The sequence below is a fragment of the Pseudomonas sp. MWU16-30323 genome (genome assembly GCF_020515595.1).
In the GTDB taxonomy this organism is placed as follows: domain Bacteria; phylum Pseudomonadota; class Gammaproteobacteria; order Pseudomonadales; family Pseudomonadaceae; genus Aquipseudomonas; species Aquipseudomonas yamanorum.
Window position 1 is genome coordinate 113,890 of the sequence record NZ_JAIWYM010000009.1, and the last position, 22,150, is coordinate 136,039.

General features: G+C 60.3%; 25 protein-coding genes and 1 pseudogene. 17 read left to right on the plus strand and 9 right to left on the minus strand.

Going from position 1 to position 22,150, the window contains the following annotated elements:
• Positions 1-63: 63 nt before the first annotated feature.
• Complete coding sequence (locus LIY45_RS13375; RefSeq protein WP_226476595.1) at positions 64-639, minus strand: PIN domain-containing protein; 576 nt, start codon at positions 637-639, stop codon at positions 64-66.
• Positions 636-1,106, minus strand: coding sequence for a helix-turn-helix domain-containing protein (locus tag LIY45_RS13380; RefSeq protein WP_226476596.1), 471 nt, complete (start codon positions 1,104-1,106; stop codon positions 636-638). The genes LIY45_RS13375 and LIY45_RS13380 overlap by 4 nt, the downstream gene beginning before the upstream one ends.
• Positions 1,107-1,420: 314 nt before the next feature.
• Between LIY45_RS13380 and LIY45_RS13385 the strand changes: the two genes are divergently transcribed.
• The 4 genes from LIY45_RS13385 to LIY45_RS13400 all read left to right on the plus strand — a co-directional run bounded on the left by LIY45_RS13385 (position 1,421) and on the right by LIY45_RS13400 (position 3,780).
• Positions 1,421-2,584, plus strand: a complete 1,164-nt coding sequence (locus LIY45_RS13385; RefSeq protein WP_226476597.1) for a colicin E3/pyocin S6 family cytotoxin — start codon at positions 1,421-1,423, stop codon at positions 2,582-2,584.
• The gene (locus tag LIY45_RS13390) at positions 2,581-2,868 is read left to right on the plus strand and encodes a cloacin immunity family protein (protein WP_260525325.1); all 288 of its coding nucleotides are present in this window, start codon (positions 2,581-2,583) and stop codon (positions 2,866-2,868) included. Before LIY45_RS13385 ends, LIY45_RS13390 begins: the two co-directional genes overlap by 4 nt.
• Positions 2,869-3,021: 153 nt before the next feature.
• Complete coding sequence (locus LIY45_RS13395) at positions 3,022-3,300, plus strand: colicin E3-like toxin immunity protein (protein WP_226476598.1); 279 nt, start codon at positions 3,022-3,024, stop codon at positions 3,298-3,300.
• Between the two features lie 9 nt (positions 3,301-3,309).
• A complete protein-coding gene (locus tag LIY45_RS13400) occupies positions 3,310-3,780 on the plus strand; it encodes a hypothetical protein (protein ID WP_226476599.1) in 471 nt (156 codons plus the stop codon).
• On the opposite strand, the gene LIY45_RS13405 is transcribed toward LIY45_RS13400, so the two are convergent.
• Together LIY45_RS13405 and LIY45_RS13410 are read right to left on the minus strand one after the other, a co-directional pair.
• Entirely contained in the window at positions 3,737-5,134 is a 1,398-nt protein-coding gene (locus tag LIY45_RS13405) for a sensor histidine kinase (protein ID WP_226476600.1), read from the minus strand. The two genes, LIY45_RS13400 and LIY45_RS13405, sit on opposite strands and share 44 nt — an antisense overlap.
• Entirely contained in the window at positions 5,131-5,793 is a 663-nt protein-coding gene (locus LIY45_RS13410; protein ID WP_201141075.1) for a response regulator, read from the minus strand. The genes LIY45_RS13405 and LIY45_RS13410 overlap by 4 nt, the downstream gene beginning before the upstream one ends.
• A 147-nt stretch (positions 5,794-5,940) precedes the next feature.
• On the opposite strand from LIY45_RS13410, the gene LIY45_RS13415 reads away from it, so the two are divergent.
• From LIY45_RS13415 to phnX, 9 genes are all read left to right on the plus strand, one after another.
• Positions 5,941-6,207 (plus strand): PepSY domain-containing protein, encoded by a 267-nt coding sequence (locus LIY45_RS13415; RefSeq protein WP_017476120.1) that lies wholly within the window; start codon positions 5,941-5,943, stop codon positions 6,205-6,207.
• A complete protein-coding gene (locus tag LIY45_RS13420; protein WP_226476601.1) occupies positions 6,207-6,752 on the plus strand; it encodes a cytochrome b/b6 domain-containing protein in 546 nt (181 codons plus the stop codon). Before LIY45_RS13415 ends, LIY45_RS13420 begins: the two co-directional genes overlap by 1 nt.
• A gap of 23 nt (positions 6,753-6,775) precedes the next feature.
• Complete coding sequence (locus LIY45_RS13425) at positions 6,776-8,044, plus strand: sialidase family protein (protein WP_226476602.1); 1,269 nt, start codon at positions 6,776-6,778, stop codon at positions 8,042-8,044.
• Positions 8,044-8,643 carry a hypothetical protein gene (locus LIY45_RS13430; RefSeq protein ID WP_226476603.1) on the plus strand — a complete coding sequence of 200 codons (600 nt, stop codon included), beginning with the start codon at positions 8,044-8,046 and terminating at the stop codon, positions 8,641-8,643. Before LIY45_RS13425 ends, LIY45_RS13430 begins: the two co-directional genes overlap by 1 nt.
• Positions 8,643-10,661 carry an LTA synthase family protein gene (locus LIY45_RS13435; protein WP_226476604.1) on the plus strand — a complete coding sequence of 673 codons (2,019 nt, stop codon included), beginning with the start codon at positions 8,643-8,645 and terminating at the stop codon, positions 10,659-10,661. Before LIY45_RS13430 ends, LIY45_RS13435 begins: the two co-directional genes overlap by 1 nt.
• Positions 10,662-10,787: 126 nt before the next feature.
• Complete coding sequence (gene psrA, locus LIY45_RS13440; RefSeq protein ID WP_226476605.1) at positions 10,788-11,879, plus strand: iron-containing alcohol dehydrogenase PsrA; 1,092 nt, start codon at positions 10,788-10,790, stop codon at positions 11,877-11,879.
• A 93-nt stretch (positions 11,880-11,972) separates the two neighbouring features.
• The gene (locus LIY45_RS13445) at positions 11,973-13,268 is read left to right on the plus strand and encodes an MFS transporter (RefSeq protein ID WP_226476606.1); all 1,296 of its coding nucleotides are present in this window, start codon (positions 11,973-11,975) and stop codon (positions 13,266-13,268) included.
• 36 nt (positions 13,269-13,304) lie between these two features.
• Positions 13,305-14,177: a LysR substrate-binding domain-containing protein gene (locus LIY45_RS13450; protein WP_017476113.1), complete on the plus strand. Its 873-nt coding sequence runs from the start codon at positions 13,305-13,307 to the stop codon at positions 14,175-14,177.
• Positions 14,178-14,265: 88 nt separating this feature from the next.
• Positions 14,266-15,093 carry a phosphonoacetaldehyde hydrolase gene (gene phnX / locus LIY45_RS13455; RefSeq protein ID WP_226476607.1) on the plus strand — a complete coding sequence of 276 codons (828 nt, stop codon included), beginning with the start codon at positions 14,266-14,268 and terminating at the stop codon, positions 15,091-15,093.
• A 39-nt stretch (positions 15,094-15,132) separates the two neighbouring features.
• Here the strand turns inward: phnX and LIY45_RS13460 are convergent, their stop codons facing one another.
• Positions 15,133-16,098, minus strand: coding sequence for an oxidoreductase (locus LIY45_RS13460; protein ID WP_226476608.1), 966 nt, complete (start codon positions 16,096-16,098; stop codon positions 15,133-15,135).
• Positions 16,099-16,195: 97 nt separating this feature from the next.
• Here LIY45_RS13460 and LIY45_RS13465 point away from each other — a divergent pair, with 97 nt between their 5' ends.
• Positions 16,196-17,140, plus strand: coding sequence for an AraC family transcriptional regulator (locus LIY45_RS13465; protein WP_226476609.1), 945 nt, complete (start codon positions 16,196-16,198; stop codon positions 17,138-17,140).
• Here the strand turns inward: LIY45_RS13465 and LIY45_RS13470 are convergent.
• The 4 genes and pseudogenes from LIY45_RS13470 to LIY45_RS13485 form a co-directional block, all read right to left on the minus strand.
• On the minus strand, positions 17,104-17,550 hold the full coding sequence (locus tag LIY45_RS13470; protein ID WP_226476610.1) for an NUDIX hydrolase: 447 nt from the start codon (positions 17,548-17,550) through the stop codon (positions 17,104-17,106). The genes LIY45_RS13465 and LIY45_RS13470 overlap by 37 nt on opposite strands.
• 30 nt (positions 17,551-17,580) lie before the next feature.
• Positions 17,581-17,964: a cytochrome c family protein gene (locus LIY45_RS13475; RefSeq protein WP_017476110.1), complete on the minus strand. Its 384-nt coding sequence runs from the start codon at positions 17,962-17,964 to the stop codon at positions 17,581-17,583.
• The gene (locus LIY45_RS13480; RefSeq protein ID WP_226476611.1) at positions 17,961-18,395 is read right to left on the minus strand and encodes a VOC family protein; all 435 of its coding nucleotides are present in this window, start codon (positions 18,393-18,395) and stop codon (positions 17,961-17,963) included. Before LIY45_RS13480 ends, LIY45_RS13475 begins: the two co-directional genes overlap by 4 nt.
• A gap of 23 nt (positions 18,396-18,418) precedes the next feature.
• Positions 18,419-18,616, minus strand: a pseudogene (locus tag LIY45_RS13485) (GNAT family N-acetyltransferase); the annotation flags it as partial.
• Positions 18,617-18,725: 109 nt separating this feature from the next.
• Between LIY45_RS13485 and LIY45_RS13490 the strand changes: the two are divergent.
• From LIY45_RS13490 to LIY45_RS13500, 3 genes are all read left to right on the plus strand, one after another.
• Positions 18,726-19,103, plus strand: a complete 378-nt coding sequence (locus tag LIY45_RS13490; protein WP_226476612.1) for a response regulator — start codon at positions 18,726-18,728, stop codon at positions 19,101-19,103.
• Positions 19,104-19,204: 101 nt separating this feature from the next.
• On the plus strand, positions 19,205-19,819 hold the full coding sequence (locus LIY45_RS13495; protein ID WP_017476106.1) for a biliverdin-producing heme oxygenase: 615 nt from the start codon (positions 19,205-19,207) through the stop codon (positions 19,817-19,819).
• Positions 19,816-22,059 (plus strand): ATP-binding protein, encoded by a 2,244-nt coding sequence (locus tag LIY45_RS13500; protein WP_226476613.1) that lies wholly within the window; start codon positions 19,816-19,818, stop codon positions 22,057-22,059. The genes LIY45_RS13495 and LIY45_RS13500 overlap by 4 nt, the downstream gene beginning before the upstream one ends.
• Positions 22,060-22,150: the final 91 nt, after the last annotated feature.

Consider the following 22,150-nt stretch of genomic DNA (forward strand, 5'->3'; position numbering starts at 1 on the left):
GCTCATCTAAACGGATAGTCCAAAGGCACTGATCAAAAAACACCGCTAAAAATGACAATACTTCTACAACATCATCTCATAAGGCCCAAGGAACCTAGTCGTCTGCCCCAACCCCTGCCGCATCAACATCTCCAGGTAATTCCCCGCATCCATCGGCGGCCTCTTCAGCGATCGCCTTTGCTTCTGCGCCGCAGCCAACACAGCTGCCTGATCCAAATCCCAAAGATCCGAAACAAAGTCATCCGGATGCATCGCTTCAATGTCGTACGCGTCCAACACCCGCGCTGGAAAATCCTTCAAGTTGAAGGTCACGATAACCTCCGCCTTGCTCCTGATCGCCGCCGCGAGCACATGACGATCATCAGGATCAGGCAAATCCAGGCTCGAACAAAGATCCTCATACCCCGTCACCAGAGCATCCGGTATCGCCATGTCCATCAGCGCCGACGTGCAATGCATTTGAGCTGCCGTCAAGTCAGGCCGATTCTTGAGCACATTTCGCTTCCACTCTTCATGAATCTGATTAGTCCATCGCGCCCGAAACAGGCCCGAAAGGCCGAGCCACATAAGCAAATCCCTGAGTGGCGCAGGGTAGAGAACACAGGCGTCGTATACCGCAGTAAAAGGCGAACACCTCATCCCTCATACCCCATTCCCAACTCCTGCGCCTGCAGCGCCAACGCATCCATCGCCTCCTGACTTTTATCCTCACGCCGCTGCTTGAACGCCATCAAATCAGAAAACCGTATCCGCCGATGCCGTCCGGTTTTGGTGAATGGAATAGCGCCCTCTTCCAGCATCTTGACCAAATGCGGTCGCGACACATTGAGCAGGTCGGCAGCTTCCTGGGAAGTCAGTTCAGCGTGGACAGGCACAACCTTTACGGCATTACCAATGGCCAACTCACCCAGGATATCGACCAGCAGGCGCAGCGCTGAGGTAGGTAGCACCAGCGTATGAGGCTTGTCTTCCTTGTCGAAAATGTCGATACGCTGGGTCTCAAACTGGGTCGATAGTAGAGACGCCAACGCTCGCTGGCCTTGTACGGCGGCTTCGACTTCCTTTTCCAACGGCAGGACGGTTTTGGGGAGATGGCTGGCAATCATGATTTCGCTCCGGCAAGTACTCAATTGAATGGGATCAACGCTAAACGAAACAAACGAAAATCGCAATAAACGAAACGACTGGTCAGTGAGCTGTTCGTCAGTAAAGGAGCACAGGGGACGAATCTACTTACTCGTCGTACTTCGGAGCACGGAGGCGATGATTGGGAATACCGTAAATTTGCTGCCTGCAGCGTGCGGCGCGATTGTCGCTGTTGATCTGATGACTTTTCCCACACCTCCCATCGAACAGCGAGAATTTCAGGTTCTTCTGCGCTCTCATAGGCTCGCTTCCTTGCACAGGGAAGTGAGCAACCATGACAGAGCGCGCATATCCAATTACCGAAGAAGAGCAGCTGAAACGGCGAATTCTGACGCCGCAGCCTAAGCAGATTCCGTATTCACCGTTCATTGATTTGTATGAAGCCCCTCCCGCGCCCACGCCTGAACCCACGAAGATTCCAGGCCATGTGTTCGCCAAGTCGTGCCATCTGCCCGACGGGATCATCAGCTACAACAATCCCACCGGCTATGTGCCGCTTGAGCTGATCAAGGACTACGGCCACTTCACGCTTTTAGGCGGGCGGGAGATGGACAGCCACGGCGGCGTCTCCCTCAAGAAAATCAGTGGTAGCACCCTACCCGTTGGGCTAGGCCAGCTTGTACTGCGCACAGCCGTGTTGGAATCCACGGCTGCGGCGGTCGGTGCCGCCGCAGGGGGTTTGCTTGCAGGGCTGGTGGCTCTGGCATGGCCATCGGAGCTTGGCGACAGTGCGCTCTATAGCGAAGAGCAGCTTCGTCACCTGCAAAAAGCCCGCTCGCGGATGCGGTTGCATATCGAGCAACGCGCCGACGGGACGCTGAAGGGGTATGGGTTTTATACCGGCAAAAACGCCGACTGGCAGATGATCGATGTGGTGCAGTTTCAGAGTCGTGACAGCCAGTTTGTGGCGGATCTTGGCGAGGGTGTGGAGCTGATTTGGACGCCGGCCATTGATCCTGGCGACACCCTTGGCATACCGGCATTGGAGGCTGCACCGCAAGCTCCGGTGATGTGGATTTATCCGCCGACGGAGGCGGCCAAACAAATTCTGGTGAACCCGATTTATCCGCCGGAGTACCGGGATTTTATTCTGGTGTTTCCGGTGGAGTCGGGGGTTCGGCCGCTGTATGTGGTGGTTAGCGAGCCACGAAAGGGGCTGAAAAACCCGGACCATGATTATTTCCCGGCCCCTAGAACCGAAGACATAACTGGTTTCCCAGGTTTGATAGAGCAAAAGAGAAAGACCCCACGCCAGGGTGGCGGTGGCTTACGTGAGCGTTGGAAGGACGCTAAAGGAAGGAGGCTTTATGAATGGGACTCCAAAAAGGGCGAATTGGAAGCGTATCGCTACAGCGACGTCAGTCACCTAGGCTCATTTGACCCCTATACCGGCGAGCAGCGCGGCCCAGCAAAAGATGAAAGGCGTATAGAAAAATGAATGGGGAATTGATTGTGGCTATGAAAATCCGACTGGAATGGTTCAACAAACTTACGGCAAATCTGGAGGGCGATGAATACTCGGAAAACTTTGAACATGATGACATCATTCTTAAGTCATTCGGGCTGGAGGAAGAACCGCAAATTTACGCAGGAGGATTCGACGTTCTACCTGCTTGGATAGCGATCCTTCAGCCCTATTTTCAGCACGTGATTGATCCTCGCCTATTCGACTACCAGATATCGTTTCGCTACCAAGGCAGTTGGCCCCCTCCTCCCAAGTAACCAAACCTTTACGCCATGAAGCATATGGTTCTTGTAGGTCTATGGCGACGGTGACGTTGTTCACCTCGGCGCCTTTGGTCCATACACCGGCGAACGTCGAGGTCGAGCTAAACCCGAACGCCGCCTATATACAGAGAAAGTGGAAAACACATCATGGTTATGAAAGCCAGGTTGCGCTGGTACGACAAGCACAGCAATTACGTGAAGGCAGATGAATACTCGGCAGATTTTGATAATGCGGAGAGCTTTTTTGAAAGCCTAGGGTTGAGTCAAGAAACAGCCGTATACGCGGACGTGTTCAATGTTCTCCCAGGCTGGATAGCGATTATCCAACCGCATTTCAAACACATAATTGAACCCGCGATCTTCGATTACCAAATCTCTTTCAGTTACCAAGGCACATTGCCTTCCCAAGCCTTCGAGAGGTCATAAAGGAACCCAATGAAAAAGCCCCCTCTCTATCGCTCAGTCAACACCCGCACGTACAACGTGCATCACGGAAGTTGCCGCACCTATAGGCAACAACGCCATAGCAAAAGCGAAAAGAACTCCACCCTAAGCCGTGGCTCGATGCACAGCCATCACCGGCACGGCTTCGATTACACACCATTATTCCGGTTTCTCCTGTCCAAGGTCGGTCATCGGTGGGATGAAGTTTTCAGCGAGGCCAATGCCCGCCTGGATCGCCCGGAACCTGTGTTCTGGATGGTTGCCGTGTGTGAAAGCGACAAAAACGAGTACGTGCGAATCGGCGAGTCCACCTATTACAGCGGCTTATACGTCGACGAGGCGGGCTTGCTACAAAAGGTTAACCCGCAATTGACACCCGCGTTCATGAAGCCGTTTTGTAACTGCTGCACCCACACCTTCAACGGTGTGGTATTCCCACCGGTTTCAGCACGCAGGCGCTAAAACTCAACCGCGCACACAACCCACCCACCTCCCGGTTATACAACTCCAACCGCCCCCCAATCTTCCCCACGATCATCTGCACAATCGCCAGCCCCAACCCCGCTCCATTCGCATTCCCGCGACTATAAAACCGCTCGAACAACCGCCCGATCTCCTCTTCATCAATCCCCGGCCCTGCATCCTCCACACACAGCCGCACCACTCCCGAATCCGAACCCCGTACCACCACCCGCACTTCACTCCCCGCCGGCGAGAAATTCAGCGCATTGGTCACCAGGTTCTGCAAGGCAATCGCCAACGCCACCGGATCCGTTTCAATCCAGCCTTCCTCATCCCCTTCCAGAACCAGTTCAACGCCCTTCTCCATCGCCAGGGGCGTCAGTTCCGCAAGTTCTTCGCGTACCAACTCCGTCAACGAAATACGCAGGCGAACGGTGTTGTTCAACTGCGGCTCGATCCGCGCCATGGTCAGCAGCTGGCTGCCAATCCGCGTCGCGCGGTCCACGCCATTGACCAGAAAGCCCAATGCCTCTCGCCGCTCTTCCTCGGTGCCCGCGCTCTGGGCGTTCTGCGCATGAATGCTCAATATCGCCAACGGCGTGCGCAACTCATGGGCCGCATCCGCAATAAACCGTCGCTCGCGCTCCAGCAGGTCGTCCACTTGCACCAGCAGGCGGTTCAGCGCGGTTTGCATCGGTTCCAGGTCCGCCGGCAACGGTTCAAGTTGCAGCGGCCGCAATGTCTCGCTATCTCGCCCGCGAATCGCCTGGGCCATGGCGCGCAGGGGTTTGAGGCCCCAGCCGATGGTCAGCCAGATCAACAGTGCCAGCAGCGGTACGCCAATCAGGATGGGCCAGAGGGTGTGGCGGATGATGCGCTGGATCACGTCCTGGCGAATGTCGTCGCGTTCGCCCACCCAGATCAGCAGGCCTTGTTGCATGTCGGCGAGCATGAACGCGCACCAGTCGTTGCCGTTTTCCATCAGGTCATGCGGCCCGAGGGTGGTGGGCGGTGTGTTGAGGATCGGGGCGTCGGTGGAGCGCACCAGCAGTTGGCCGTCGGCGCGCCATACCTGGAAGGTCAGGCGGGTTTCATAAGGGTGCGCGGCGCCGTCTTCGCCGACGCGGCTCATGGCCTGGTCGAAGGCCTGGTAGAGGCGCTCCCAGTCGGCATCGCCGGGGTCGCGCTGGCGCAGTACGCCTTGCAGCAAACGGGCACTCTGGGCGAGTTGGGCGTCGTAGACTTCTTCGATTTCGTGGTGGCTGTCCCGCAGAACGAGCCAGCTGATCAGGCCATCACCCAGCAGGATCAGCACCAGCACCGGGATGAGGATGCGCGCGCGGACCGAGTTCATGGCTTGAGTTCCACCACGTAGCCAACGCCACGCACGGTGCGGATCAGTTCGGTGGAGAGTTTTTTGCGCAGGTTGTGGATAAGGACTTCGAGGGTGTTGCTTTCGACGCGGTCCTGCCAGCCGTACAGCGCGCGGGACAGACGTTCACGGGTGACGACTTTGCCGGGGCGCACCATCAGTTGATGAAGCAGTTGGTATTCCATCGGCGTGACCACAACATCCTCGCCTTGATAGCTGACCTGTTGGGTCGCCGGGTCCAGGCTCACGCCCGCATGCTCCAGCAGTGGCTGCGCCCGGCCCAGGCTGCGGCGCAACAGAGCGCGCACACGGGCCTTGAATTCTTCGACGTCGAAGGGTTTGACCAGGTAGTCGTCGGCGCCGGCGTCCAGGCCGGCGATGCGCTCGGCGGTGCCGTCGCGGGCGGTGAGGATCAGCACCGGCAGGTCGTATTGCTCGGCACGCAGGGTTTGCAGGAGGGTCAGGCCGTCGAGGCGTGGCAAGCCCAGGTCAAGCAGCAGCAAGTCGAAGCTTTCGGTGCGCAGCGCGTGCAAGGCGCTGACGCCATCCTGCAGCCAGTCCAGGGTGTAGCCTTCGGCGCCCAGGGCTACACGGATCCCTTGGCCAAGGGCACGATCATCTTCGACAAGGAGCAGGCGCATAACTGATTCTCTGTAGGAAACGGCCGCATGATGCCGCGTAACGGCCGGGGCCATTTTGGGAAAGATGTTACGGGCCGTTGCCAACTAAGCTTTCGCTAAGGTTGGTTTAGCACAGTGAAATCTCCCACATCTGCTGAGAGCGTTTCCATGCGTAAAATTCTCTTGCTGTCGCTGATTATCGCCAGCCCCATGGCCATCGCCGGCCCGCAATGCACCACTGCCGAGCGCTCGCAATGGCAGGACCAGAAGGTTTTTCAGGAGCAACTGAAAGCCCAAGGCTACGAGATCAGCAAATTCAAGGTCACCGATGGCAACTGCTACGAGATCTACGGCTTTGACAAGGACAAGCGCAAGGTCGAGATCTACCACGATCCAGTCACCGGCAAGGCCGTGAAGACTGAGATCAAGGGCTGATGCCAGCCACCTCCCTGCGCCTCTGGGACCCGGTGGTGAGGGTGTTTCACCTCTCCATCGCCGGCGTCTTTGTGGCCAATTACTTCTTCAACGAAGCAGGCGACGACTGGCATGTATGGCTGGGTTATTACGCCATGGCCTGGTTGCTGGTGCGGTTGGTGTGGGGATTTGTCGGACCGCGCAGCGCGCGCTGGTCGGACTTCTGGCCGACGCTGGAACGGCTCAAGGGCCATGCACGTTCACTGCTCAACCGCCGACCACAGCATCGCCTGGGCCATTCGCCCATCGGCGCGCTGGTGATGATCCTGATGTTGCTGGCGCTGCTGACCCTCGGTGTCAGCGGCTTTTTGATGCAGGAAATCGACGCCCTGTGGGGCGCCGATTGGCCGCTGCTGTTGCACGAAACCGCCGCCAATGTATTGGCCGGCCTGGTGGGCGTGCATGTGCTGGCGGCGGTGTTTGAAAGTATCCAGGTGCGGGACAACCTGCCTTTATCCATGCTCACCGGCCGCAGGAGGCGCCTGCCGGATGACCGTGCGCAGTAATCCTTTTCCCCGACAGGTTCTCTATGCGCCCGTTTCTAATGATCTGCAGTCTGTTAGCGGTATTTGCCGCCGCCTGGCAAAGCCATCCGCCCCACGTGCTGTCGCCGTTTGCTCAAGCCCCCAAGGACAACTCGCCAGCCGCGGCCACCCCGCAATACAGCAGCCGCTTTGTCTCCTCGCAGCTCAATGACTTTGTGCACTCCTCCTCGCTCACTGCGCTGCCCGGCGGCGACCTGATGGCCGTATGGTTTGCCGGTTCCCGCGAAGGTGCCGCCGATGTGCAGGTGCGCACCGCGCGCTTTGACGCCAAAAGCGCCGAATGGGGCCCGGAGCAAGTACTCGCCACCCGGGAAAGCACCCGCGACGGCACCCAGCGGTACATCCGCAAGCTGGGCAACCCGGTGATCGCCCTGGCGCCGGACAATCGCCTGTGGATGTTCTACGTCTCGGTATCGGTAGGCGGCTGGGCCACCAGTGCGATCAACGTGATGGTCTCGGACGATCTCGGCACCCACTGGTCTGCACCTCGGCAATTGGTCACTTCACCGTTTTTCAACATCAGCACGCTGGTGCGCGCCGCGCCGGTATTTCACGCCGACGGTTCCATCGGCCTGCCGGTGTACCACGAGTTCATGGGCAAATTCGCCGAGTACCTGTACTTGAGCCCCGACGGTGCGGTGGTCGACAAATTCCGGATCAGCCGCGGGAAGAATTCGCTGCAACCGACCATCGTCCCCCAGGACGGCCAGCGCGCCATCGCCATGCTGCGTTACGCCGGCGAGACCTATCACAAGGTCCTCGCCAGCCGCACCGAAGACGCGGGCCAAACCTGGAGCGAGCCCTACCCACTGGAGCCGTCCAACCCCAATTCCTCGTTGGCAGCCGTCAGCACTGAAGGCGACGGCTTGCTGGTGGCCCTCAACGACCTGCAGGACGGCCGCTTCAAGCTGAGCCTGTACGGCACCGATGCCAAGCTCAACCAGTGGCGCACCGTGGTGGAACTGGACCAATCCCCCGACCCATTGGGCCAACCGTTCTCTCCCGAGGCCTACAAGGAAATCATCGGTGAAGGCTTCCGCGCCTCCAGCGGTGCCCTGCGCCTGCCGCTGGAGCAACGTTTCCTCAGCAGCCTGGATTACCGGGTGTGCAAGCCCCGTGGCTGCGATTTCGAATACGAGTACCCGTACTTCAGCCGCAGCCCGGACGGCATGTACCACCTGGTGTACTCGTGGAATAACACCTTTATCAAACATGTCAGCTTCAATGAAGCCTGGCTGTCGGAGCGCCTGTGATGGTTTCTGTATGGCAAGCGCATTTGAGTTTTGTGCTGTTGGGTTTTGTATTGCTGAGCCTGCTGCGCGTAACGACGCCCTGGCGGCCGTGGTTGCTGCCGGTGTTGGTGGTGGTGAGTTTTATCCCGGTCAACGAGCTGCCGCTGGCGGCGTATGTGCGCAGCTTCACCGACGACCTGGCCATCAGCACCCTGGTGTTGTTGGCGTGGGTCAGCCTGTGCCGTTTGGGCGTGGTGCAGCCGCTCCAGCGCCCGCAGAAGGTCCAGGTATTGCTGCTGTTTGGCGCCCTGAGCCTGGTGCTGTACCCCGCAACGATGGGCCTGACCTATTTCGATCCCTACCGCTGGGGTTTCAACCCTCGGCCGATGATTGTACTGATCGGCGTGACGGCGCTGTTGATGCTCTGGCTGCGTAATACGTTGGCGGTGTGGATGCTCGCGGCGGGCACCCTGGCGTTTGCACTTCGGCTCAAGGCCTCGGAAAACTACTGGGACTACCTGATCGACCCACTGCTGACGGGCTACTGCCTGGTGGCCGGGTTGTGGATGCTGGCGATGGCTGCCTGGCGCCCTCTTTTAAAACTGCACAGAGGTCAATGATGGGATGGTTGTACTCGCGCCGCCTGCGCTACGGCGTGGGCGCGATCGGCTTGGTATTTGCGTTGCTGGCGGCACTGCGGCTGCTATTTGTATTGGGATTTTCCGGGGTCGATCTCAGGGAAACTGCACTGCTGGAAACCTTCGGGATAGGCCTGCGTTTCGACCTGCGCCTGGCGGTGCTGATCCTGCTGCCCCTGGCCCTGCTCGCCTGGCTGCCACGCTGGAACCTGCTGACCGTCCCCGCCCTGCGCTGGCTGGCACGGGGTTATCTGCTGCTAGCGCTGAGCATCGTCGGGCTGGTGTACATCATCGACTTCGGCCACTACGCCTACCTCGGTGTGCGCATCAACGCCACGGTGCTGCGTTATCTGGAAGACGCGCAGATTTCCCAGCAGATGGTGTGGGAAACCTACCCGGTGCTGTGGATAACCTTGAGCTGGCTTACCGCGGTCGGCCTGTGGACCTACGCCCTGGTTCGCCTTGAACGCATCACCCTGGATGGCGAACGAAAACCCATCGGCAAGCTGACCATTGCATCCGTGGCCACCGTTGGCGTGATCGCGGTGTTGCTGGCCCTGCTCGGCCGCGTCGCCAACCTCAACCTCGAAAACCCGGTGCCCCTGCGCTGGAGCGATGCGTTCTTTTCCGGCAACAACCAGATCGCTGCCGTAGGCCTTAATCCGGTGCTGTTTTTATACGACACCCTCAAGGTCGGCCAGTCGCAATTCGACGAGGCGCGGGTGCGCGAGCATTACCCGGAAGTTGCGCGTTATCTGGGGGTCAGCCAACCCGATCCCGAGCAATTGAGCTTCGTCCGCGAACAAGCCGTGCAACCTTATCGGCTCAAGGGCGAAAGCCCGCCGAACGTGATTTTCGTGATGCTCGAATCCCTCGGTACCAGCGCTGTGGGCGCCTACGGCAACCCGCTGAACCCCACGCCGAACCTCGACAAACTGGCGAAGGAAAGCTGGTTCTTCAAACACTTCTACGTGCCCGTCACCGGCACCGCCAAAACCGTGTGGGCGAGCATCACCGGCGTACCCGACGTCACCCGCCAGGAGACGGCAACCCGCAACCCGCTGATCACCCGACAACACACCGTGATCAATGCGTTCGAGGATTATCAGAAGCTCTACATGATCGGCGGCAATGCCGGCTGGGCGAATATCAACGCGCTGATCCGCCAGAGCATCGACAGCGTGAAGCTCTATGACGAAAGCCATTGGCGCTCGCCACGGGTGGATGTGTGGGGCATTTCCGACCTGGACCTGTTCAAGGAAGGCGATGAACTGCTGCGCGCCATCCCCAAGGACCAGCCGTTCTTCGCCTACCTGCAAACCTCCGGCAACCACCGCCCGTTCACCATCCCCAAGACCAACGACGGCTTCAAGGTGCACGACCTGACCGTGGAGCAAGTCCAGGCCGCAGGCAGTCGCAGCGTCGAGCAATACAACGCCGTACGCCTGCTGGACTTCAACATCGGCCGCCTGATGGAAATCGCCAAGGCCGGCGGTTACTACGACAACACCATCTTCGTGTTCTTTGGCGACCACAACACCCGCATCAGCCAGATCCCACACATGGCGCCGGCATTCGAGCAGCTTGGCCTGGAAAGCAACAACGTGCCAATGATGATCCACGCCCCCGGCCTGCAACCCCGGGTGATCGAAGAAGCCGTCGGCCTGGCAGACCTGCTGCCGACCGTCGCCGGCATGGCGGGCATTGCGTTCCGCAATGGCGCGATGGGCCGCGACATCCAGCAGCCTGCGCCGGAAGGCGAGCGGGTGGTGCCGCTGGTATTGCGCGAGGGCACCTTCCCGCTGATCGGTGGCGTGACTAAAGACTTCCTGCTGCAAATGGAACATGACGGCAGCTCGCCTACCCTGCATGACCTGGCGTCGCAAACACCGAGGGAAGATGTGGCCCAGGAATACCCGGAAGAGTTTCAGCGCTTGCTGGGACTGACTCGGGGGCTGCATGAGAGTGCGCGCTTGATGTTGTTCCGGAACGTTCGCTGAAAGCACTTGGCGGCTGGGCTTTACTATCGGCCCAGCCAATCCATCACCCCAATCTATCGATTTGAGGTCCACTTCACCCTCCCCGACTATGGCGGCACTTCCAATAACAAAAACCAGGAACCCGCCATGACTGCCCGCTTCCACAACCCGGTAGACACCCGCTTCGGCTGGGGCTGCCTGCAAGCACTCGCCACCCTCACCGAAGGCCAGAGCGTCGCCCTTGTCACCTTCCCCGAAGCCCGCGAGCTCGGTCTGGTCGACCGCATCCAGGCCCTGCTGGGTGACCGCCTGGTGTACGTGATCGAAGACGTGCAGCCCAACCCCGACGTGGCTCAACTGCGCGACACCTACGAGCGCTTCTGGCAGCAGGCCGGTGACTGCCAGGTGGTGGTCGCCGTCGGCGGGGGCAGCGCCATTGATACGGCCAAGGCCTTGATCGTCGGCACCGAATCGGGGGATTTCGACGAGTTGCTGGCGTTACTGTCCACCGGAAAACCTTTCGTACCGGCGCGTCACAAGCAACTGATTGCCGCACCGACTACGGCCGGCACCGGCAGCGAAGTCACGCCATGGGCGACCATCTGGGATTCCGCCAGCCTCAAGAAGTATTCGCTGCACCTGGACTGTACTTGGCCAAAAGTGGCGATCATTGACCCGCAGTTGATGTTGACGGTGCCGGCCGGAGTCACGGTGTCCACCGGGCTGGATGCCTTGTCCCATGCGCTGGAATCGATCTGGAATATCAACGCCAATCCGATCTCGGACACCTTCGCCGTCTCCGCCATCGAAGACATCCTGGAATGCCTGCCGCGCTTGCGGCGCGACCTCGGCAACCAGGAGCTGCGCTCACGGATGGCGCTGGCGGCATTGAAAGCTGGCCTGGCCTTTTCCAACACCAAGACCGCCCTCGCCCACTCCATCTCCTACGAGATGACCCTGCACCACGGCCTGCCCCACGGCATCGCCTGTTCCTTCACCTTGCCGCTGGTGCTGGGCCTGGCATGGGGGCACGACGCCGCGCGTGACCGCACCCTGCAACGCATATTCGGCACCGACCTGCTCCAGGCCCAGACGCAATTGCGCGACTTCCTCCACAGCCTGGACGTGAAGACCGAGTTTGCCGACTACGGCGTGAATGCCAGCGAGGCCGAGGCGATGATCCGCTTCGCCCTGCAAGGCGCACGCGGCAAGAATTTCATCGGCGCGCAAGCGGCCTAGACTCATCGTAATTCGGTCGTTTCCTGTTGCACCTATCAAGAGTGCCCCCCGGCGGCTGCGGTCGCCGGGGCGAATAACAATAAGGAAAACATCATGAATCGTGCACACGTGCTGCCTGTTCCTGCCGTCCGTACTTCATCGTTCCGCTTTACCCAGTGGCGCATGCTGCTGGCAGCGATGTTTTGTTATCTGTTTTTCTACACCGGCCGCCAGACCTTTGGTTTTGCCATCCCCGGGATCCAGGCCGAGTTCGGCCTGACCAAGGAAACCCTCGGCTGGGCCTCGGCCGCGATGCTCTGGGCCTACGCGATTGGCCAGGCCATCAACGGCAACCTCGCCGACAAGTTCGGCGGGCGCCGCATCATGACCCTCGGCGCGGTGCTGTCCTGCGGGGCCAACTGGGTCACCAGTTTCGCCAGCGGCTTTGCCGGGTTGATCCTGCCGTGGGGCATCAACGGTTACTTCCAGGCCCTCGGTTGGGCGCCCGGCAGCCGGCTGATTTCCAATTGGTGGAGCGCCGGCGAGCGCGGCAAGGTGTATGGCTTTTATGTGTTCGCCGCCGGGTGCGCCTCGGTCCTGTCGTACGTCACCTCCATCGTGGTGCTGGAAGTGTTCCAACTGGAATGGCGCTGGATCTTCCGCCTGCCGGTGCTGTTGATGTTGGCGGGCGGCATCATTTTCTACCTGGTGGCCCGCGAGCGGCCCCAAGACATGGGCTTCGAGCCCCTGGCCGATACCGGCGTGGCGAATGCCGAAGACAAGAATCATGAAGTGGCCCACGGCGAAGTCGAAACCTCGGCGCAACGCTACAAGGCCGTGCTGAAAAATCCGCGGCTGATCATCGCTGCCCTCTCCCTGGGCTTCCAGAATGCCGCCCGCTACGGCCTGATCGTCTGGGTGCCGGTGCACTTCCTGGGCGCCAACTGGAAAAGCGGCGACAGCATGATCGACCCCAAGTGGATCACCGTGGCCCTGCCGGTGGGCATGGCCATCGGCGCCCTGAGCAATGGCTGGGTCTCGGACAAGCTGTTCGGCTCCAAACGCTACCTGGCGATCATGCTCTACATGTTCCTCGGCGCCGCCACCAGCCTGTGGATGTGGAGCCTGCCGCCCCACAGCGCAATCGGCCTGGTGGCGTTGTTCCTCTGCGGGTTCTTTGTATACGGTCCGGCGTCGAGTTTCTGGGCGCTGTGCCCGGACCTGGTGGGAGCCAAGCGTGCGGGTACGGCCACCGGCGTGATGAACTTCTCATCCTATCTGTTCGCCGGCCTGGCGGAACCGCTGATCGGCAGTATGCTCGACAGTACCGGCAACACCTCGCTGATCTTCATCGTCGTGACCTCGGCCTGCCTGTGCAGCGCGGCGGTGGCGTTGTTTATCCGACGTTGATGACCGGCCCGGCGGACCTCAGGAACAGGACTCGTTATGTACCAGTACCACAAGTGGCTGCGCTCGTTTCATGCGGTGGCGAAGACCGGCAGTTTCACCCTCGCCGCCGAGTACCTGAGCGTCGGCCAGCCGACCGTCAGCGAGCAGGTCAATGGGCTGGAGAAGCAGTTCTCGGTGGAGCTGTTCCACCGTCGCGGGCGGTTTATCGAGATGAGCGCGGCCGGGCACGCCCTCTATGGAATCACCCAGGGGCTGTTCGGCCAGGAGGATGAAGCCATGCAACTGTTGCAGAGTTTCAAGCAGCGCAAGACCGGGCTGCTGCGCCTGGGCGCGGTGTCGCCGCCGATCGCGATGAACCTGACCTACGAGCTGATGCAGCGCCACCCGGACATCGAACTGGAAACCTCGTTTTCCCCGGAAAAGGAAACCCTGGACCGACTCTTCAACTTCGATATCGACGTGGCGATCCTGGCCCTTTCGGAGTTCGACCAGCGCTTCGATACCCAGCTTTACCGGCGCTATCCGATCATTGCAGTAGTACGCGATGACCATCCATGGGCCCAACAGAAAGAGGTGCATGTGGAGCAGATCAGCCGCGAAAAGTGGGTGATGCGCGAGAAAAGCTCCCGCACCCGGCAACTGGTGGAAGAAAGCTGCAAGCGTCAGGGCGTCGCCGTGAACTGCGTGATGCAGTTGAACAGTCGCGAAGCCATCGTGCACGCGATCACCAAAGGTATCGGCATCGGTTTTGTGTCCGCCGTGGAATACGCCGAAACCCCGGGCACCACGCCGATCACCTTCGTCGACCACCCGTTTTTCATCGACTACCACCTGTGTTGCCTGGGGATCCGGCGCAACCGACCGATGATCGCGGAGTTGTTCGAGGCCAGCCCGATCCCGGTGACCTGATCGCCTTACCCGTTTAAACCCGCACCAGGCGCTTACCTCTTCTTCGACAGAGGGACGGCCTGCTCACACCTGAAAATGGAGACTTGCCATGCACTACCAACAACCTTCCAAGCTGCAAGCCGTGGTCCTGGATTGGGCCGGCACCGTCGTCGACTTCGGCTCCTTCGCCCCCACGCAGATTTTTGTCGAGGCGTTCGGCGAGTTCGGCGTCGCCGTTTCCCTGGAGGAAGCGCGCGGCCCGATGGGCATGGGCAAGTGGGATCACATCCGCACCTTGTGCAACCAGCCGCAGATTGCCGAGCGTTATCGGGCGGTGTTTGATCGCTTGCCCACCGACGACGATGTCACCGCACTGTATGAACGCTTCATGCCGTTGCAGATCGAAAAAATCGCGCTGCATTCGGCGGTCATTCCCGGGGCTCTTGAGGCGATCAAAAACCTGCGCGAACAGGGGTTGAAGATCGGCTCCTGCTCCGGCTACCCGGCGGTGGTGATGGCCAAGGTGGTGGAGCTGGCGCGGCAGAATGGCTACGTCGCCGACCACGTGGTGGCGACCGACGAAGTGCCCAACGGGCGCCCGCATCCGGCGCAGGCGTTGGCCAACGTGATTGCCTTGGGCATCAGTGATGTGGCCGCGTGCGTGAAAGTCGACGACACCTGGCCGGGGATTCTGGAAGGCCGCAGCGCAGGCATGTGGACGGTCGCGTTGACCTGTTCGGGCAATGCACTGGGTTTGACCTACGAGCAATACAAGGCACTGCCCGCTGCTGAGCTGGCGCTGGAGCGCGCGCGTATTACACAGATGTTCGAGTGCTCTCGGCCGCATTACCTGATCGACACCATCGTCGAATTGCCGGCGGTGATCGAAGACATCAATGCGCGTTTGGCGCGCGGGGAGACACCGCAGGGTTCTTGATGGGCCGATGGGGTCAGTGCGCTGACCCCACACCGCGGCCTACCGTCCTGCGACAAGCTCTTCGCTGAGTGTCCACAACTGCTGTGCCAACCCCGCATCCACTGCCCACGGCCTGACACCCAGCTGTTCTTCCGATTCCGCACTCATCGCAACCGCCACATCACAGTTTTCACAATAAACCCCACCCATTCCCGCCAACTGCCCGCTCACCGCACACCACACACTGGTGGCCGCACCTTGCTCCGGGGTTTTCATGTTTCGCTCAGGGTCGATCACCGGTTTCCCGTGCTCGTCTACATAGCCCGAAGCCTGCAGGATTTCAGCCTTCATATGCCGCACCAGGTCGGTAATGATTCCGCCAGGATGAACCGCAAACGCCCTCACCCCGCTGGCCGCACCGAGGGTGTCCAAATGCACGGCGAACAGTGCATTGGCGGTCTTGGACTGACCGTAAGCCTTCCATTGATCGTAGGTTTGGCGCTCGAAGTTCCAGTCGTCAAAGTCGACGGCACCGTGCACGTGTCCCCGTGAGGACAGCGCCACCACCCGCGCGCCTTCGGCGCGTTGCAAGGCCGGCCACAGACGCTGGGTAAGCAAGAAATGCCCGAGATGATTGGTGGCGAACTGGGACTCGTAGCCCTGGGCGTTACGACTCAGCGGCGGCGCCATGATGCCCGCGTTGTTGATCAGCAGGTGCAGCGGGCGGCCAGTCGCCAGAAAGCGCTCGGCAAACTGCTCGATGGAGTGGGCGTCCATCAGGTCGAGGGGTTCAAGTTGCAGCTGTGGATAAGGTTGGAGTGCGGCGCGTGCCTTGACCAAGTCACGCGCCGGGACGATCACGTGTGCGCCAGCGGCGGCCAGGGTACGGGCGGTGACCAAGCCAATTCCCGAGTAGCCACCCGTGACAATCGCCACCTTGCCCGAGAGATCAACGCCTCGGATTAGTTCGGCAGCAGTGGTTGCCGCTCCATAGCCGCTATGGATCGGTGTTTGTGCTGTGGGCATGACAGAGCCTCCATTAGACGTGTGGTTAACACGCTACGCCCGGAAAGCCGTACTCTGAATACTCAAACATCCCGTTTACCTGCGCAAAAGTACGGATATGCACAGCGACCCGTTTTCCGAGATTCTCACCTTCGTGAATGCTCAGTCGGTGATGACCGGCGGCTTCAGCGCGGGCGGCGCCTGGGCCCTGCGTTTTCCGGCGCCGGACAAGATCAAGTTTTTCGGGGTGGTGAAGGGGCAGTGCTGGCTGTGCCTGGATGGCGAGGCTGCGCCGGTGTTGATTGAGGCGGGCGATGTGTTCCTGCTGTGTGCACAACGCGCGTTTGTGCTTGCGGGCGATGTGTCGGTCACGCCTTTGGAAGCGCGGCAATTATTCGCTGACGCCGGCCGCTTCCCGCAAATCGGTGACGGCCAGGGCTGTGTGCAAATAGGCGGCTACGTGCAACTGGATCCGGAAAGTGGCGGACTGCTGGCCAACGCACTGCCTCCCCTGATCCATGTGCGGGCCACGGCGCCGCAGGCGGCGATCGTGCAATGGCTACTCGGCCAGTTGGCACATGAGGGGCAAGCCAATTTGCTCGGGGCGAGTCTGGCATCGGCGCAACTGGCGCAGTTGATGTTTATCCAGATCCTGCGGGCCTACGTCGAGACCTCGGGCGTATTACCCGAAGGCTGGCTGCGCACGGTCAGCGACAAGCGCCTGGCCCCCGCGCTGCGCTTGATGCACAGCGAGCCGGGGAGTGCCTGGACGCTGGAAGAATTGGCTGCGGCGGCTGCGATGTCGCGCACTACCTTTTCGCAATACTTCAAGAGCGTTGCCGGGGTGCCACCGCTGGCGTACCTGACCGAGTGGCGCATGCGCCTTGCGCAACGAACGTTGCGCGAGGGGAATCTGTCAGTGGGCGTGTTAGCGCTGTCGTTGGGGTACGGGTCTGAAAGCGCGTTCAGCAATGCCTTCAAGCGAGTAACAGGAAAGGCCCCGAGACATTATCGGGATGCGTGCCGTCAATCCAGTAGCGCGGCGCCTTTGAGCAGCGCGTAAAGCCCTTCCGGCACCAGTGGCGACTGCGCAGTAAAGCTTGAGCTGTCCTTCCAACTCACCGTGAACGCAAAACCGTGGCTTTCGGCACCGTCGAGGTACGGTTGCTCGTACAGGCTCTGGTCCTCAAATTGGCCATCGTAGACCTGGACGATCTCGTGCCCGGGGTGGCCGTCGTAGGTGAAGATACTTTCAAGCGTGCCGAGCAGGCGCAGGCTGTGAATCGGCTGCGCCAGTTCCTCCTGGACTTCTCGCACGATGGCCTCGGCGCTGTGTTCACCGAATTCGATGCCACCACCGATGGGGCGAAAGACTGTCTGCTGTTTCACCGCATCCTGGAATTCGTGAACCAGAATTCGACCGTTGCGGTGAAAGATGCAAAGGGCAAGCGCCCGGATACGCGGTGCGTCCATGGGGTGAAACCCTTGTCTCGGGATCGTTGTTTATTGCGCCTGAAATGTCGCAAGGTACGCCAGCAAGTTGTCGATCTTCTCCTGATCACTGATCCCCCAGAAAATCATCCGGGTGCCACTCACCACCTTTTTCGGCGCCTCGATATAGGCGGCCAGCTTGTCCCGCGTCCAGACCACGCCTGAATTCTTCATCGCATCTGAATACTGATAGTCAGTGGTGGTGCCAGCCGGTCGACCAATGATGCCGTTGAGTTGCGGCCCGAAACCGCCCCGGGCATTTTCGCCGATGCTATGGCAACCGCCGCAGGTCTTGCTGAACAGTTTTCCACCGGCTTCGGCATCGCCTTCTGCAACAGCCTGAAGACTGAAAGCCCCACCGATGAAGGCAATGGCCAGTAAAGCGGCGTATTTCATGAATGACTCCCCACAGGTCGTTCGCCCAACCGCTGCACCAGACGCACCAGATAGCCGTCCGGGTCTTGCACGATGAACTGCCGCTGCCCCGCTTCCACCTCACCCGCCCGGTACCAGGCGTCCTCAACGTCGCGGAACAGCGGCCAGCCGATGGCAGCCAGACGCTGCAGAACAGGCGCCACGGCAGGCACATCGATTTGCAGGTTGATGCCTCGTCCCAAGGGTTTTTCCAGGGGAGCGGTCAGCCACTGGCCGGCATCCGGGTCGTATTGCTCCAGCATGATTTGCGCGCCTTGCAGGTCGAGGTAAGCAAAGCCTTCTTCAGGACGCTGATAGGCGATGTCGAATCCCAACTGGGTGACCCAGAAGTCGAGGCTGCTCGTGAGGGCCGTCACGATGAGTTCGGGGACGAGAGGGTTACGGATAAACATGAGAATCCTTGGGGTGCCTTTACTTAACGCGCTACGACCTGCCATGACATGGCACAGCGACTGCCCGGCGCAAAACCGTGACGATACTCCTCACGCAGAGCCTCTGCCATACGATGGTCCGGCGCCAGCGAGTGCTCTTGCTGAAATCCCAGCCGCTGGTAGAACGGGGCATTCCAGGGCACATCGCAAAACGTGGTCAAGGTGACGGCCCGCAACTGGCGCAACTCCAAGACAACCCAATGACCACCCATCGCATAAAACACATCCAATCGAACCTAATCAACGGCGCCCCACTCCACCTTACTTAACCCGGATGGTGGAGTAAGGATCATGGCTCAGCCATCGATATTGGTGCTGGAAGACGACGAAATCATTCGCTCGTTGATGGTGAATGTACTGGAGGACTTCGGCGCGGTGGTGACGTCGTTCCCGTCCGCAGACGAAGGGATGATTTTTCTGGAGCGGGCCAGTGATCCGGTAGACTTGATTGTCAGCGATATCCAGATGCCGGGCTTGCTCAATGGCTACGATTTGAGCAAGGTAGTCGCCCATCGCTGGCCGACGCTGCCAGTGGTACTGACTTCGGGCAACACCAAAATAGCTTCGCAGTTGGGTTGCACCGTGCGGTTCTTACCCAAGCCATGGACCACCCAGCGCCTGCTCGATTGCGTGCAGTCGGCCCTGGTACAGGTTCCGCCCATGCATTGATAGCATCGCGATATCAGCTAACCCGAACTTCGCGGCAGTTCCTGCGGTCAGTTATTAGGCAACCCTACATGGCCAGCAGGCCCCCAGTTCGAGTTTACTGAATGCATTCACAGGCCCATGACGTTGGTGCGCCACCTGTACTTGAAGCCCTGCGCTCGGGTACTGCGTTACTGCACGTCGCCCTGGAAAAGCGCTTGCCGTTTTTCTCTCCGCAGCTGGATCACGACGGCTACCGACGCCTGCTCCAGGCCTACTACGGGTTCTACAAACCTCTGGAAGCAACGCTGAACGACAGCGGATTGATCCCTGCGGGATTTGATCAGGTGCTGCGTGTGAAGACGCCAACCTTGCTGATGGATCTCCACGCTCTGGGCCTGGACGACCAAGCCATCGCTTCGCTCCCCCTCTGCTCCTCGCTGCCGCCCCTGGACACACCCGCAGCCTGCCTCGGCGCGCTTTACGTGGTGGAAGGCGCCACTCTGGGCGGGCAGATCCTGCGCCGGGAGATGGCCCGGCGCCTGGGACTGGGTGCCGACAATGGCGGCGCGTTTCTCAATGTGTATGGCGCTGAAACCGGCCGGCGCTGGAAAGACTTTCTCGATTACCTGAGCCATGTGCCCCTCGACGCGCACGCCAAACTGCGCGCCGTAAACGCGGCCCGTTCAACATTCAGCTGCTTTGAGCAATGGCTCGACAGCCAGGAGGTACTGCTATGAAACCCGACGATTTTGAAGAATTGCTTGCCAACTGTGCCGACGAACCCATCCGCTTCCCGGGCGCTATCCAGCCTCATGGCGCGCTGCTGACCTTGTCCGAGCCTGAGCTGCATATCGTGCAGGTCAGCGCCAACGTGGCCGAGCTGTTCAACCACTCACCGGAATCCCTGCTGGGCCAGCCGCTGCACACCTTGATCGGCATTGAACATGCCGAAGCCGTGCGGGCCACGGTCACGCAAAACAGCTTTTTCGACGCCCCACCGCTGCACATGACCCTCAACGGCGCCGAGTTCGAAGGGCTGCTGCACCGCCATCAGGATGTGCTCGTACTGGAGTTCGAGCCACGGCTCAAGGATTTCCAGCCGCGGGCGTTCAATGGCCGGACCAGCAACCTGGGCAAGATGCTGCAACGCCTGCAGGCGGCGAAAACCCTGCAAGCCTTGTATGAAATCAGCGTCAACGAAATCCAGGCCATGACCGGCTACGACCGCGTGCTGATTTATCGCTTCGAAGAGGAAGGCCACGGCCAGGTGATCGCCGAAGCGTCAGCCCCGTCCATGGAGCTGTTCAACGGCCTGTTCTTCCCGGCTTCCGACATCCCCGAACAAGCCCGGGAGTTGTACCGCACCAACTGGCTGCGGATCATCCCCAATGCCGACTATGAGGCAGTGCCGCTGGTGCCCAGGTTGCGCCCCGACACTGGCCAGCCACTGGACCTGAGCTTCGCGACCCTGCGCAGCGTGTCGCCGATTCACTGCCAGTACATGAAAAACATGGGGGTGCTGTCGTCCATGAGCATTTCCCTGATGGCCGGCGACAAGCTCTGGGGCCTGATCAGTTGCGGCAACCGCCAGCCGCTGCTGGTGCCCAATGACTTGCGCACCGCATGCCAGACCATTGGCCAGGTGCTGTCGTTGCAGATCAGTGCCATGGAAGCCCTGGACCTCAGCCGCCAACGCGAAGAAAAGGTCGAGGCCCTGGCCCTGCTCAACGAGGCCATGCAGGCCTCACCCGCGAACGTCTTCGACGGCCTGGCGCAGCGCCCGCAACTGCTGATGGACCTGACCCTGGCAGGCGGTGTGGCGATCATCGAAGACAAACAACTGCACCGCTACGGCAACTGCCCGGAACCTGCGCAAATCCGCGCCCTGCACAAGTGGCTGCAAGAGACGGGTCAGCCGGTGTTTGCCAGCCATAACCTGTCCTCGGTGTACCCGCCGGCAGCTGAGTATCAGCACGTCGCTAGCGGTGTGCTGGCCATGAGTCTGCCCAAGCCGGTGGACAACGGCGTGTTGTGGTTTCGCCCCGAGGTGAAGGAAAACATCAACTGGAGCGGCGACCCGAATAAACCGTTGGACCTGGAAAGCACCGACGCGGGCCTGCGCCTTCGCCCACGCACCTCGTTTGAAATCTGGAAGGTGGAAATGGCTGGCATCTCCACCAAATGGAGCCACGGCGATCGCTTCGCCGCCAACGACCTGCGCCGCTCGGCCCTGGAAAACGACCTGGCCCGCCAGGTGCTGCGCGAACAACAAGCGGTACGCGCCCGGGATGAACTGGTAGCGGTGGTCTCCCACGACCTGCGCAACCCGATGACCGTCATCTCGATGCTCTGCGGCATGATGCAAAAAGCCTTCAGTTCCGAAGGCCCACACACCTCGCGAAGGATTTCCTCGGCCATCGACACCATGCAACAAGCCGCCGGGCGCATGAATGTGTTGCTGGAGGATTTGCTCGACACCTCGAAGATCGAAGCCGGGCGCTACACCGTCAAGCCGGTGGCCCTGGACGTAAGCCAGATGTTCGAGGAAGCCTATTCTCTGCTGGCGCCCCTGGCGATGGAAAAGGGCATCGATTTGTCCTTCAACGCCGAGCCCGGGCTACGAATCAATGCCGACCCGGAACGGCTGTTCCAGGTGCTGTCGAACCTGATCGGCAACGCCATCAAGTTCACCCCGCGCCAGGGCAATATCGGCATCAGTGCGTTGAGCAATGGCGAGGAGATTGTGTTTTCGGTGCGTGATTCCGGCGAAGGGATCGCCCCTGATCAGTTGCCTCATGTGTTTGATCGCTACTGGACTCAAACCGAAAACAATCCCACCGGCAGCGGCCTGGGGCTGTACATCACCCAAGGCATCGTGCAGGCCCACGGTGGGCGGATCGAGGCTGAAAGTGAGTTGGGGCGGGGCAGCGAGTTTCGATTTACGGTGCCCAAGCCGGCTGAAACGCCCCCTCAGTAAGCCGGCGAAGCAAATGGAAACCCAAAGGCCCGGAACGTTGGACCGGGCCAAGGCCACTGATCAGGACGCACTCAGAGGGAGTTGATGCGCA

Bases quoted from the DNA above. Each gene is read 5' to 3' on its own strand.
- LIY45_RS13375 (WP_226476595.1), bottom strand. From the start codon at position 639: ATGAGGTGTTCGCCTTTTACTGCGGTATACGACGCCTGTGTTCTCTAC.
- LIY45_RS13380 (WP_226476596.1), bottom strand. From the start codon at position 1,106: ATGATTGCCAGCCATCTCCCCAAAACCGTCCTGCCGTTGGAAAAGGAA.
- LIY45_RS13385 (WP_226476597.1), top strand. From the start codon at position 1,421: ATGACAGAGCGCGCATATCCAATTACCGAAGAAGAGCAGCTGAAACGG.
- LIY45_RS13390 (WP_260525325.1), top strand. From the start codon at position 2,581: ATGAATGGGGAATTGATTGTGGCTATGAAAATCCGACTGGAATGGTTC.
- LIY45_RS13395 (WP_226476598.1), top strand. From the start codon at position 3,022: ATGGTTATGAAAGCCAGGTTGCGCTGGTACGACAAGCACAGCAATTAC.
- LIY45_RS13400 (WP_226476599.1), top strand. From the start codon at position 3,310: ATGAAAAAGCCCCCTCTCTATCGCTCAGTCAACACCCGCACGTACAAC.
- LIY45_RS13405 (WP_226476600.1), bottom strand. From the start codon at position 5,134: ATGAACTCGGTCCGCGCGCGCATCCTCATCCCGGTGCTGGTGCTGATC.
- LIY45_RS13410 (WP_201141075.1), bottom strand. From the start codon at position 5,793: ATGCGCCTGCTCCTTGTCGAAGATGATCGTGCCCTTGGCCAAGGGATC.
- LIY45_RS13415 (WP_017476120.1), top strand. From the start codon at position 5,941: ATGCGTAAAATTCTCTTGCTGTCGCTGATTATCGCCAGCCCCATGGCC.
- LIY45_RS13420 (WP_226476601.1), top strand. From the start codon at position 6,207: ATGCCAGCCACCTCCCTGCGCCTCTGGGACCCGGTGGTGAGGGTGTTT.
- LIY45_RS13425 (WP_226476602.1), top strand. From the start codon at position 6,776: ATGCGCCCGTTTCTAATGATCTGCAGTCTGTTAGCGGTATTTGCCGCC.
- LIY45_RS13430 (WP_226476603.1), top strand. From the start codon at position 8,044: ATGGTTTCTGTATGGCAAGCGCATTTGAGTTTTGTGCTGTTGGGTTTT.
- LIY45_RS13435 (WP_226476604.1), top strand. From the start codon at position 8,643: ATGGGATGGTTGTACTCGCGCCGCCTGCGCTACGGCGTGGGCGCGATC.
- psrA (WP_226476605.1), top strand. From the start codon at position 10,788: ATGACTGCCCGCTTCCACAACCCGGTAGACACCCGCTTCGGCTGGGGC.
- LIY45_RS13445 (WP_226476606.1), top strand. From the start codon at position 11,973: ATGAATCGTGCACACGTGCTGCCTGTTCCTGCCGTCCGTACTTCATCG.
- LIY45_RS13450 (WP_017476113.1), top strand. From the start codon at position 13,305: ATGTACCAGTACCACAAGTGGCTGCGCTCGTTTCATGCGGTGGCGAAG.
- phnX (WP_226476607.1), top strand. From the start codon at position 14,266: ATGCACTACCAACAACCTTCCAAGCTGCAAGCCGTGGTCCTGGATTGG.
- LIY45_RS13460 (WP_226476608.1), bottom strand. From the start codon at position 16,098: ATGCCCACAGCACAAACACCGATCCATAGCGGCTATGGAGCGGCAACC.
- LIY45_RS13465 (WP_226476609.1), top strand. From the start codon at position 16,196: ATGCACAGCGACCCGTTTTCCGAGATTCTCACCTTCGTGAATGCTCAG.
- LIY45_RS13470 (WP_226476610.1), bottom strand. From the start codon at position 17,550: ATGGACGCACCGCGTATCCGGGCGCTTGCCCTTTGCATCTTTCACCGC.
- LIY45_RS13475 (WP_017476110.1), bottom strand. From the start codon at position 17,964: ATGAAATACGCCGCTTTACTGGCCATTGCCTTCATCGGTGGGGCTTTC.
- LIY45_RS13480 (WP_226476611.1), bottom strand. From the start codon at position 18,395: ATGTTTATCCGTAACCCTCTCGTCCCCGAACTCATCGTGACGGCCCTC.
- LIY45_RS13490 (WP_226476612.1), top strand. From the start codon at position 18,726: ATGGCTCAGCCATCGATATTGGTGCTGGAAGACGACGAAATCATTCGC.
- LIY45_RS13495 (WP_017476106.1), top strand. From the start codon at position 19,205: ATGCATTCACAGGCCCATGACGTTGGTGCGCCACCTGTACTTGAAGCC.
- LIY45_RS13500 (WP_226476613.1), top strand. From the start codon at position 19,816: ATGAAACCCGACGATTTTGAAGAATTGCTTGCCAACTGTGCCGACGAA.